This is a genomic window from Sporosarcina sp. So3-204 (assembly GCF_058068165.1).
On record NZ_CM176485.1, the window covers coordinates 2,368,531 to 2,380,646 of the forward strand.

Consider the following 12,116-nt stretch of genomic DNA (forward strand, 5'->3'; position numbering starts at 1 on the left):
CTATTTATTCACATGCATAATTGTTGAAGTTTCCTAATAAGTCCATCTGCTTCTTCCCACGAACACACCGTTGCGCCAGATGCAAGTGGGTGACCACCGCCGCCATATTCAGAAGCTAAAGTATTGATTACAGGGCCTTTAGATCGAAGTCTTACGCGAATTTGATTTTCCTCTTCTATAAAGATTACCCATGCACAAATTCCTTTCACTTCTCCCAATGAACCAACAAGTTGAGATGTTTCGGAAGGTAATATATTGAATTTATCTAACGTTTGACGATCTAATTTGATGAATGCAGCCCCATCACTATTAATTTCGAAGTTTTGATATATATAACCTTGAAGATGCAGGACTTTTCTTTCAACTTCATACATTCCTGCAAAAAGTTTTTCCCTGTCAAAATTATACTTAATTAGAGCACTTGCTCGTTCAAAAGTTTTAACTGTAGCACTTGGGTATATAAATCTTCCAGTATCGCCTACTATTCCTGCAAAGAGTAGTCTAGCCGCAGAGTCCGGCATTATCCAACCAGTTTCTTTTTCCGCAAATTCAAACAATGAAGTAATCATTTCACTCGTCGAACTCGCTTTTGTATCAACCCATCTCAAATCGCCATATTGGTCATGATCCGGATGGTGATCGATTTTTAATAAAAAAGCTCCACCTGTGTAATATTCTCCATCAATTCTTTCTGTATTCCCGGTATCCGTTACGATAACTAACGCATCTTTGTAAAGTGACTGTTCCACCATGTCGGGTCTTGATAAATATGTAAGTGATTCCTCATGTTCGCCTGCTGCATAAACTTCCTTATTCGGGTAATTTGCTAAAATAATTTCCTTAAGTCCGATTTGAGACCCATAGGCATCTGGATCTGGTCTAACATGACGATGGATAATAATCCTTTCATATTGTTCAATTGTGTCAATGATTTGTCTTTCCATAAATTCTACCTCCATACTTCAATATATTCAATTCGCAATTCTGATAAAAAGTCGCTACAATGTAGTGAGTTCTATTATTATTTTGGAGGGCAATTATGCTAAACTACTTCTCTGCATTTTCAATTATTTTATCAGCAGGTTTCTATATCTATTTTAAAATGAGACAATTTCGGGCAACATATGTTTTACCCATTCGAAAAAAAATGTATGCCAGTATTGCAGGAGTATTCCTAGGCGCACTTCTTTTCTTCTTCGGAATAAACCAACTTGTCTTATTCGACAAAGCGGTTACTTATATTGTTTCTGCCATATTTATTTTATTAGGCTTGTCTGTAATTATATTTAATTACAAAGCTTATATTCATTACAAAAAATTTATTGAAGAAGAAATGTTATTGAACAAAAGCTGATGCCCATCAAAGCATCAGTTTTTTTATTAAAACTTTAGCGTTCGAATAGTTGGTACATAATCATCGCTTTCGCAACTAGTTCGCTTTCTGAGAATAATTCAAAATCTACTTTAACAAAACGCCTACTCATTTGAAGAATTCGTGGTTGCAAATGAACAACTTTACCTAACTGTACTTGCTGAAGTAAATTAAGTGTCATATGCTCAGGGACACTTTCTCCCCGCTTCTTCATTTTTATAACTCGATGCCCAGCTTCAGTCAACAAAGTAGTCATAGCGCCATATGAAAGCGAACCAAACTGATTTGTTAATTGTGGTATGACCGTAAACTCAAGTTCAAAGGAATCGCCTGGTATTGAAACCATCTGATTCTTAACAATATCATCAATTGTTTCTGCTTGATGTGGTTGCCTCTGAGCCGTCTGGAATGCTTTTAAAACATCTTCACGACTAATGATTCCAATAAAGTTTCCGGCTTCAGTAACAACCGGTAAAAGGTCTATACCTTCCCAAATCATAATATGACCTGCAGAAGCAACACTTGTATTCTCCGTCACAGTAATTGGATTACATGTCATCACTTTTTCAATCCGTTCCTCATCACGTTTCCCGATAATATCTCGCGAGGTAATAATCCCGACTAACTTACCTTTTGTATCAGTCACTGGATATCCCAAGTGGCCAGTTTCTTTATTTTTTTTATTAAAATCAGAAACTAAGTCATCTACTGACATGATAGCTGTATTGGATAAAGGCGTCAAAATATCAACAGCGAGCAAAATTTCTTTTTCAATCAATTGGTCATAAATAGCCCGATTTAACATAGTTGCTACTGTGAAAGTATCGTAACTAGTTGAAATAACGGGTAACTCTAGCTCATCCGCAAGTTTCTTCACTTCTTCAGATGTATCAAATCCACCTGTAACTAAAACAGCCGCTCCTGCTAAAAGCGCCGTTTTATGCGCTTTCAATCTGTTTCCTACAATAAGTAAGCTTCCTGCATCAATATAACGCATCATATCCTCAAGTTGCATTGCACCAATGACAAACTTGGTTAATGTCTTATGCAAACTTTCGCGTCCACCTAGTACTTGCCCATCAACAATATTTAATACTTCAGCATAGGTTAGTCGTTCAATATTCTCTCTTTTTTTCTTCTCAATTCGAATTGTTCCAACCCGCTCAATTGTCGTTACTAGTTTCCTGTTCTCAGCTTCTTTAATTGCGCGATAAGCAGTACCATCACTAACAGCTAGTTCACGTGCGACCTGCCGTACAGATATTTTCTCTCCTACCGAAAGCTCTTTTATGTAGCTAAGTATTTGCTCATGCTTCGTTGCCATAAATTCACCTTTTCTCTAATCTAATCCTTCTACCTAGTCTAACACAAAGTATAATAATAACAGTTTAGCGTGGACTATTAAAATATCCACGCGAACAAGTGTCTTAACAGTTTAATATATCTCCAGCTTTCATTATTTTAACTGGATGATTCTCAACAAGTCCTTTAAATATTTCCGGGTCTTGTTCAATAGGAGGAAACGTGTCGTAATGAACTGGAACGGTCAACTTTGGATTCAATAATTCAACCGCATATGCTGCATCTTCAGGTCCCATTGTAAAATTATCGCCAATCGGAAGGAAGGCAACATCAATCGGATGACGTTTACCAATTAATTCCATATCGCCAAATAAAGAAGTATCTCCAGCATGATAAATAGTTTTACCTTCAGCAGTAAATAAAATACCAGCCGGCATTCCAGTATAAATAAATTCATTATCTTCAGTTGTAAATGAAGAACTATGGAATGCTTTAGTAAACTTTACTTCTCCAAAATCAAACTTTTTAGCACCACCTAAATTCATGCCATGCGTTTGAACATCCTGAAGACTTAAATAATTCGCAAGTTCATTGGGAGCAACAACTAAAGCATTACATTCTTTAGCAATTTGAACTGTATCCCCAACGTGGTCATTATGTCCATGTGTTAATAAAATAACATCAGGCTTTTCATTTTCTACAACCAGGTCTGTTAACTTGTTTCCGGTAATAAATGGATCAATTAAAATTGTATAGTCACCCGTTTTAATTTTAACAACAGAATGTCCATGATATGAAATTTGCATTTAATTACCTCCATTCATCTTTCTTCTATTATAACAAGATTCATAACATTGTCGATAACCTCCCTACTTAGTTATAATTAAATTAATTCAAAGGAGGTAATAATATTGTCTAAAATAAATAAAATAAAAAAATTTTTGCGAAGTGGAAATATAGAGGTAGCATTCATTTCAACACCAGATAATGTATTTTATGTCTCCGGCTTCAGTAGCAATCCCCACGAAAGAATACTCGGTGTACTTGTTTTTAAAGATGCCGAACCATTCTTAATTTGTCCAGAAATGGAAGTACCAGACGTACTCGCAACTAACTGGCCTTATAAAGTAGTCGGCTACTCAGACACAGAAAACCCATGGACCATTATCCATAGTGAAATAACTAAGCGTAATCTAAATGACGTATCGATAGCAATTGAAAAATCTCATATTACTGTCGAACGGTTCGAAATTCTATCAAGTCTATTTGAAGGGTCGAAATTCTATCAATTTGACACGCTTTTAAATGATATGCGAGTCATTAAAACAGAAGATGAAATAAAAAACATGAGAATCGCAGCACAACTAGCTGATTTTGCAATTGGGGTCGGTTGCAGGGAAATTAAAGAGGGTATAACGGAACTCGAGGTGCTTATGGCAATTGAATTTGAATTAAAGAAGAAAGGCGTTCAAAAGATGTCCTTTGATACAATGGTACTTTCCGGACTTAAAACAGCTTCTCCTCATGGAACCCCTGGCAGTCGGAAAATTCAACGAGGCGATTTTATCTTGTTTGATTTAGGCGTCATTTACAATGGCTATTGTTCAGACATTACTAGAACGGTAGCATTCGGAGAACCTACAGTAGCTATGCGCGAAATCTATGAAACTGTAAGAAGTGCTGAACAGGCTGCGATTGATTTAGTTAAACCAGGCGTTAATGCTGCCGAACTTGATAATGCTGCACGCGAGATCATCACAGAAGCAGGATATGGTAACTATTTCACACATCGACTCGGCCACGGACTAGGGATTTCTGTCCATGAATATCCCTCAATAACCGCTACAAATGATTTTATTTTAAAAGAAGGTATGGTCTTCACAATTGAACCAGGTATTTACCATCCAGAAATTACTGGCGTTAGAATTGAAGACGATGTTGTCGTTACGAATGACGGCGTGGAAGTGCTCACAAAGTTCCCTAAAGAACTACAAATCATAAACCCAATTTAAGTTGAGGTAATATCTAAGACAAGGATTTATTAAATCAACTTTTTCATTTCAACTTATAAAGTTAAAGAAATAGCTGTCCGCGCATTTTGCGCAGACAGCTATTTCTTTATGCTTTATAGGTATTTATTTACTAAGCAACGCTTCTTTAAGAAGCGAATCTGCTGATACATACTCAAGACCATGCGCTTCTGCTACGGCTTTATATGTTATATTACCATCAAAAGTATTTAGTCCTTTTTGAAGTGGTATATTATCAAGACAAGCTTGTTTAACACCCTTATTTGCAATTTGCAACGCATAGTGAGCCGTATTATTTGTTAGACCAATTGTCGCTGTTCTCGGAACTGCTCCCGGCATATTTGCAACAGCATAATGAACAACACCATACTTTTCATATGTTGGCTCATCATGTGTTGTGATTCTATCGGAAGTTTCAAAAATTCCACCTTGGTCAATTGCAATATCTACAAGAACTGAACCCGGTTTCATCGATTTAACCATTTCTTCTGAAACGAGTTTCGGTGCTCTAGCACCTGGAATAAGTACAGCACCTACAACAAGATCAGCATCTTTTACAGCTTCTGCAATATTAAATGGATTTGAAACGAGCGTTTGAACATCATTTCCAAAAATATCTTCTAACTGTCGAAGTCTATCAACAGATAGATCAATTACTGTAACAAGTGCACCCATACCAATTGCAACACGCGCAGCATTCGTTCCAGCCATACCGCCACCAATAACAGTTACTTTACCCCGAGAAACGCCAGGAATACCACCAAGTAGAATACCTAATCCACCATTCGTTTTTTGTAAAAATTGTGCTCCAATTTGTGTTGCCATTCGGCCTGCAACTTCACTCATAGGTGCAAGTAAAGGCAGTGTATTGTTCGGAAGCTGCACAGTTTCATACGCAATTCCGGTAACTTTCTTTTCAATTAATGCTTTCGTTAGGCTTTCTTCTTGAGCTAGATGGAAATAAGTGAAAATGATTTGTCCTTCACGAAAGAATCCGTATTCCGAAGACTTAGGTTCTTTCACTTTCATTACCATATCTGCATTCCATGCTTCTTCAGCCGTAGCGACAATTTTCGCACCAGCCTCGATATACTCTTCATCTGTAAAACTAGACCCTAGTCCAGCCCCAGTCTGGATAAGGACTTCGTGACCTGCTGAATTTAAAGTAAAAGTTCCTGCAGGCGTCATTGCAACGCGATTCTCATTGTTTAAAATTTCTTTGGGAACACCGATAATCATAAAATACCCTCCTATTTAAATAATTTGCGAGAATGCTTAAGGCTTTTTTCACCCCAGCTTACTTTCACTTTAACAGATAAACCTCTATAATGCTTGCATTAAAAATTAATAATATAGAGAATTATAAATCTTCTTTTTGTAGAATCCTGTCGAAATTGTAGCAGTTTTTTTATATTTGTAAATAATAAAGGGTTTTCATTCACAAATATAGAATTAGTATATAGTAATAACTTAAATAAAAATTTGGAGGGAATTTATATGACTTTAGTATATAAACAAATTCTAGTTGCAGTAGATGGTTCTGCTGAATCAAAATGGGCGTTTAAAAAATCTATCGGAATTGCTGAAAGAAATAATGCAACACTAAATTTGGTTAACATTATTGACACACGTTCTTATGCGGCTGTAGAGGCTTATGATCGCTCTATTGCAGAACGTGCACAATCATTTGCTTTAGAGTTGTTAGAAGAATACAAACAAGAAGCCAATGCTGCTGGTGTTGAAAAAGTTAACGTTATCGTTGACTATGGTTCTCCTAAAACAATGATTTCACGAGAGCTTTCAAAAAAAGTAGAAGCTGATTTAATTATTTGTGGTGCAACTGGATTAAATACTGTTGAGCGTTTCCTTATTGGAAGCGTCTCAGAGAATATTGTCCGTTCTGCTAAATGTGACGTTCTTGTTGTTCGTACGCCAGAACAGACAGTATAAATCAAAAAACGAGTCACCCAGCATTTAGGGTGACTCGTTTTTTCTATATCAAACATCATTGTTCGCAGCAGTAAATACCAATGATTGAGATTGAAGAAGGCAACTCACGAACCATATAGGAAAATACTTAATGATTGTTAAACTAGTATTTTAACTTGAAATATTCTCAGTATATAAACTCGCAACGCGTACTGTATCACGCGCCAACATGACTTCTTCATTCGTCGGAATTACAAGCACTTTAACTGGCGAATATGGATAACTAATGTATCCTTCTTTTCCAATAATAGTATTTAAATCAGAATCCATATAAACACCCATAAACTCAAGACCTTCAAGCACTTTTTCACGAATCAAATTTGAATTTTCTCCAATTCCAGCGGTAAATATAATGGCATCAACACCACCCATTTTAGCAGCATAAGAACCTATATACCTATGGATTCTATCCGCAAAAACATCTAATGCCAGCTGTGCACGTTTATTCCCTTTAGCTGCTTCTGTTTCTATATCTCTTAAATCACTAGAAAATCCAGATAAAGCTAACATGCCAGACTTCTGATTAAGAATATCTATTACTTCTTCCGCTGATTTTTCAGTCTGTTCCATAAGATAAGGAATTATGGCAGGATCTATATCCCCTGAGCGTGTACCCATTGTGACTCCTGCAAGTGGAGTAAAGCCCATTGAAGTATCTATTGACTTACCACCCTCAACTGCTGCAATACTCACTCCATTACCAATATGACAAGAAATGAGCCTAGTCGTTTCAAGTGGACGTGATAGGATTTCAGCAGCTCTTTCAGTTACATATTTATGACTAGTCCCATGAAAACCATATTTACGAATACCATACTTTTCATAATACTCAATTGACAAAGGATATAAAAACGAACTTTCTGGCATCGTTTGGTGAAATGCTGTATCAAAAATTCCCACAGCAGGTACATTTGGTAAAGCACTCTTAAAAGCTTTTATTCCAACAATATTAGCCGGGTTATGTAAAGGTGCTAAATTTGATAATTCTACAAGACTATTGACAATATCATCTGTAATAAGTACAGAATCACTAAATATCTCTCCACCGTGAACGACTCGATGGCCTATGCCATCAATTTCATCATATGAATTTACGGCGCCTTCACTTAAAAGCATTTCTAAAAGCATTGCCGCGGCTTCAGAATGATTGTTAATATCTTCTGTTTTTTTCGTTTTTCCGTGTTCTGTTGTAATCGAAAAAACCGAGTTTGATAAACCTATTCTTTCAATTTGTCCCTTCGCTGTTACACGCTCACTAGGCATATCAAGTAATTGGAACTTTAAAGATGAACTACCTGCGTTTATCGCTAAAATAATTGGAATATTAAGCGCCTCCTTTTAATATGTGCATTAGAAATTAAAGCGTTTACAAAACTTACTAGAGAAAAAAATGACAAAAGTCACTCTTTCTTACTCGCCCAACTGTCAATCTCTTGAAGAAATAATCCCAACGCTCGTTTATCTTTCATGTCTGGTACACGAGCCACTAGTACTTCCGGCGTCGCTTTCATCTCATGATAAGGCTTTTGTAAAATCAAAATACTTTTTGCATGAGAAGCGTTTTTAAAAAGTGACATTGGTAATTGAATAATTGCACGTATTATTGTTTTTCTTTTTAAGTATAACTGGAGTTTTGGAGATTGACTAGATTCAAATAAATTTTCCGGGACAATAAAAATTGCATAGCCACCCGGTTTAGTATGTTTCATTGATTGCTCAATAAACAAATGATGGGCATAAGCATGATTTTCTTCAGGCATAAGCTCATAATTAGCACCATTATCATCATCCGGATAATAACCTACTGGTAAATCACTCACTACTATATCAACTGGGTCTATGAAAAGCGGGCGTAATGCATCTTGAACTAGAAAGTTAACTGGATGCTCAATTAATTCCGCTGTTATTGCAGCCAATCTGACAAGCAGCTCATCAATCTCAACGGCATTAGCACTTATATCTTGGCCAATTGTATTCATCACAGTATAAAGTAAATTTCCCGTACCAACTGCTGGATCTAAAAGTACAATGTTTTTCCGATTTTCCATAAGTTTTCCTGCTAAATGACCAATTAGCATACCGATTGAATCAGGTGTCATTTGATGATTTGGTTGGGCATTTTTTTGCATCCCTTTTAAAATTGCCAATTGAATGCCTCTGCGGATATCTTCTTTAGATGTTACGCCAGCAACTTCCTCTGCCCCGTCATTCAAAAGCCATTTATTACAAACCTCAATAATTGATTCAAGATATAGTGACTCTTTTGACTCTGCATATGTATCTATATATGTGAAAACTTTTTCTGCTTCTGTCATTTCCAGCATCCTTTAACTGATAAAGCTCACTCAACACACGAGTGAGCTTTAATAATTATTTTGTTAATTTTTTTACAACTTCTAAAGCTTTATCATAATTAGGATGATCTGTTACTTCCGATACGTATTCAACGTACGCAACCTTATCATCTTTATCGATGACAAAAATTGAGCGTGCAAGTAATCGAAGTTCCTTAATAACTACACCATAAGCTTCACCGAACGACAAATCGCGATGGTCTGACAAAGTCTGGACCGCGTCAATCCCTTCAGCTCCGCACCATCTTGCTTGAGCAAATGGAAGGTCGACTGATATCGTAAGTATTTTCACATCATCACTTAGTGCAGATGCAGCTTCATTAAATGTACGCGTCTGCTTAGCACAAACACCAGTGTCAATAGAAGGGACAACACTTATGAGTCGTACCTGCCCTTTGGAATCAGCAAGTGTTACAGGACTCAAATCATTTGATAACACTGAAAACTCCGGTGCTGCGTCACCAACATTTACTTCATTTCCTAATAATGTAACGGGATTGTTGTGAAATGTAACTTTAGCCATTAAATTACGCCTCCAATTCTACTATCATCTTACTAAATTCCAATACCTACATGCAACTGTTCTACTTGAATAAATGGAAGAAAGTCATATATCTTGTTTTTCGTAAGCATATTCATGCACGACTAAGGTATCTGCAAAAAGATCATGCAGCGCTTCTTTTTTAGGCATAAAAATAACAAGTAAATAAGGGATTAATAAGATTTTTGAAATAAACCGACCAATAACCTCACGGAAAATGAGCGAACTCCAAGTAAGTTCTTCCCCTATTTGCGGAACAACTTTAATTCCCAGGATCATCTTCCCGACAGTTTGCTTGAAGTACTTTGTCATAATAATAAAATAAGCGAATAATAAAATAAGCGCAGTTATTTTATATGGTGTGAAAAACAAGAATGCAGGATTTGAGATGTTTAATCCTGCTATTCTGAAAATCGGTTTAATTAGGAGACCACTAATTGCATAAAGAACAATTAAATCAATTGAATAGGCCCAAAACCGAATCCAAAAACCTGCTAATTTGGGTTGATAACGAACTGGCTCCCTTGTATCTATTGGTTGAATCTGTTCACTAGAAAGGGTTCCCAAGACAGGACTCATTTGAAACTCACTGTATTCCGACATGTCTATCCCTCCTTATTTTTCACCATATAAATACATCATGCGTGGGGAATTATAATCTGCAAGTAATTTTCCAATTAACTCATTTTCAATTGAAGTTCCACCAAATAGTGATTGTGCTTTGACACCAAACATTGAGCTGAAACTTTCATTTGAATATTCAAAAACAGTTGCATCTTCAAGATCGTAATCTTCTCGCATAGCATCGATAACATCTTGTGCCTTTCCAAAGTCGTCAGCAAGACCTGCTTCTATCGCTTGACGGCCATTCATAATCCGACCATCCGCAACTTTTTTTACTTCGGCCGTCGTCATATTTCGACCATCTGCTATAATTTCGACAAAACGCTCATAAGAGTCGTTAATCATTTCCTGCAACATAGCTCTTTCCTCATCTGTCATTTCACGCGATGGACTCATGATGTCTTTATATGGACCTGTTTTAATCGTATTAAAATCAATACCGTATTTATCGGCTAATTTAGCGTAATTAATACTTTCCATAATAACGCCTATTGAACCTGTAATTGTTTCACGGTTAACAAATATCTTATCTGCTGGAGCGGACACATAATATCCACCTGAAGCTGCCATCCCACCCATTGAAATGTAAAGTGGAATTTCTCTTTCTTCTTGAATTGCAATTAATTCATCATAAATATCAGCAGATTCCACCACACCCCCACCAGGTGAATTCACTTTCAAAACAACACCTTTAACAGTTGGGTCATCATAAATTGCACTTAATTGCTTCATGAAAAATTGATGATTATATCCTGATGAAAATAGCGAGGAAACATTTCCAGTATCCTGTATAACGCCGTCAAGGTTAACAACCGCTATTCTATCTTTCCCAATACCTTCTTCAATAATAGTTTCAGTATATCCAGCCTCTGAAGTTATGCCCTCCATAAACCCAGTAAAATCCCTTGTAAATAAATAAGATAATGAATTAACTCCGATTGAAACAACTATTAATGTTGCCGCAACAATTATCGCAATCCATCGTTTCATTGTCATGTAAAATTCCTCCCTTACGAATATAGTATTCTATACGATTATATGGAACAAAATGTTTCATTTCATGTTAAAATAGTATTAAATCATTTGAAAGAGGTGTCTGATTTGGTCAAACGCAAAAATATTTTTGTTTTTAGTAAACAAGATGAAGAATCTCTCGAAAAAAAATCTGCAGTAGAAGACGCACTAAATCAAGAAGGATTTTCGATAACAAATAGTCATAGTGATGCAAATATCATTATTAGTATTGGCAGCGATGGCGCATTTTTACAAGCAGTTCAAAAAACAGGTTTCCGTCAAGATTGTTTATATGCAGGTGTTTCAACTACTGGCAATCATGGACTTTATTGTGATTTTTATTACAGCAATCTGTCAGAGATGATGAATACTATTAAAAATGCCGAACTTGAGGTTAGAGATTATCCACTTATTGAAGTTACTATTGATAACCATCGTCCATTTTTTTGCTTAAACGAATTCAGCATTCGATCTAATATTTTCAGAACACTTGTAATTGATGTAGACATTGACGATAAAAAATTTGAGTCATTTCTTGGTGACGGCTTAATTATTTCAACTCCATCTGGTAGTACAGCTTATAACAAGTCCATGCATGGCGCTGTAGTTGATCCATTACTCTCTTGCTTTCAAGTAACAGAGCTCGCTTCAGTCAACAGCAACAAGTTTAGAACATTAGGCTCTTCATTTATTTTAAGCGGAGAGCGAAAATTAAGCCTCCACGTTCAACAAGACAGCAATCATTTTCCATCAATGGCGGCTGATAATGAAGCCTTTGGTATACGTTCAGTTGAGAAAATCGAAATCGAACTTAGTGATAAAGTCATTAAAACCCTTAAACTAAAAGATAATTCTTTTTGGGAAAAAGTACAGCGCATTTTTTTATAATA

Annotated in this window: 13 protein-coding genes; 4 read left to right on the top strand and 9 right to left on the bottom strand. The window is 36.2% G+C overall.

What is annotated here, in order from left to right:
- Positions 1-8: 8 nt before the first annotated feature.
- A complete protein-coding gene (locus AC3RV6_RS11505) occupies positions 9-944 on the bottom strand; it encodes a DHH family phosphoesterase (RefSeq protein WP_489746180.1) in 936 nt (311 codons plus the stop codon).
- 95 nt (positions 945-1,039) lie between these two features.
- On the opposite strand from AC3RV6_RS11505, the gene AC3RV6_RS11510 reads away from it, so the two are divergent.
- Positions 1,040-1,354 carry a YtpI family protein gene (locus AC3RV6_RS11510; protein ID WP_489746181.1) on the top strand — a complete coding sequence of 105 codons (315 nt, stop codon included), beginning with the start codon at positions 1,040-1,042 and terminating at the stop codon, positions 1,352-1,354.
- A gap of 34 nt (positions 1,355-1,388) precedes the next feature.
- On the opposite strand, the gene AC3RV6_RS11515 is transcribed toward AC3RV6_RS11510, so the two are convergent.
- Together AC3RV6_RS11515 and AC3RV6_RS11520 are read right to left on the bottom strand one after the other, a co-directional pair.
- Positions 1,389-2,696, bottom strand: coding sequence for a DRTGG domain-containing protein (locus AC3RV6_RS11515; protein ID WP_489746182.1), 1,308 nt, complete (start codon positions 2,694-2,696; stop codon positions 1,389-1,391).
- A 103-nt stretch (positions 2,697-2,799) separates the two neighbouring features.
- On the bottom strand, positions 2,800-3,480 hold the full coding sequence (locus AC3RV6_RS11520; protein ID WP_489746183.1) for a metal-dependent hydrolase: 681 nt from the start codon (positions 3,478-3,480) through the stop codon (positions 2,800-2,802).
- A gap of 105 nt (positions 3,481-3,585) precedes the next feature.
- On the opposite strand from AC3RV6_RS11520, the gene AC3RV6_RS11525 reads away from it, so the two are divergent.
- Complete coding sequence (locus AC3RV6_RS11525) at positions 3,586-4,686, top strand: M24 family metallopeptidase (RefSeq protein WP_489746184.1); 1,101 nt, start codon at positions 3,586-3,588, stop codon at positions 4,684-4,686.
- A 123-nt stretch (positions 4,687-4,809) separates the two neighbouring features.
- Here AC3RV6_RS11525 and ald read toward each other — a convergent pair whose 3' ends face one another.
- A complete protein-coding gene (ald, locus tag AC3RV6_RS11530) occupies positions 4,810-5,943 on the bottom strand; it encodes an alanine dehydrogenase (RefSeq protein ID WP_489746185.1) in 1,134 nt (377 codons plus the stop codon).
- A 258-nt stretch (positions 5,944-6,201) separates the two neighbouring features.
- Here ald and AC3RV6_RS11535 point away from each other — a divergent pair, with 258 nt between their 5' ends.
- Positions 6,202-6,654, top strand: a complete 453-nt coding sequence (locus tag AC3RV6_RS11535; protein ID WP_489746186.1) for a universal stress protein — start codon at positions 6,202-6,204, stop codon at positions 6,652-6,654.
- A 150-nt stretch (positions 6,655-6,804) separates the two neighbouring features.
- Here AC3RV6_RS11535 and AC3RV6_RS11540 read toward each other — a convergent pair whose 3' ends face one another.
- From AC3RV6_RS11540 to sppA, 5 genes are all read right to left on the bottom strand, one after another.
- A complete protein-coding gene (locus AC3RV6_RS11540) occupies positions 6,805-8,016 on the bottom strand; it encodes an acetate kinase (RefSeq protein WP_489749241.1) in 1,212 nt (403 codons plus the stop codon).
- Positions 8,017-8,093: 77 nt separating this feature from the next.
- A complete protein-coding gene (locus AC3RV6_RS11545; protein ID WP_489746187.1) occupies positions 8,094-9,008 on the bottom strand; it encodes a class I SAM-dependent methyltransferase in 915 nt (304 codons plus the stop codon).
- 55 nt (positions 9,009-9,063) lie between these two features.
- The gene (gene tpx / locus AC3RV6_RS11550) at positions 9,064-9,570 is read right to left on the bottom strand and encodes a thiol peroxidase (protein ID WP_489746188.1); all 507 of its coding nucleotides are present in this window, start codon (positions 9,568-9,570) and stop codon (positions 9,064-9,066) included.
- An 84-nt stretch (positions 9,571-9,654) separates the two neighbouring features.
- On the bottom strand, positions 9,655-10,191 hold the full coding sequence (locus AC3RV6_RS11555) for an RDD family protein (RefSeq protein ID WP_489746189.1): 537 nt from the start codon (positions 10,189-10,191) through the stop codon (positions 9,655-9,657).
- Positions 10,192-10,203: 12 nt separating this feature from the next.
- On the bottom strand, positions 10,204-11,208 hold the full coding sequence (gene sppA / locus AC3RV6_RS11560; protein ID WP_489746190.1) for a signal peptide peptidase SppA: 1,005 nt from the start codon (positions 11,206-11,208) through the stop codon (positions 10,204-10,206).
- 105 nt (positions 11,209-11,313) lie between these two features.
- Between sppA and AC3RV6_RS11565 the strand changes: the two genes are divergently transcribed.
- Positions 11,314-12,114: an NAD kinase gene (locus AC3RV6_RS11565; protein ID WP_489746191.1), complete on the top strand. Its 801-nt coding sequence runs from the start codon at positions 11,314-11,316 to the stop codon at positions 12,112-12,114.
- Positions 12,115-12,116: the final 2 nt, after the last annotated feature.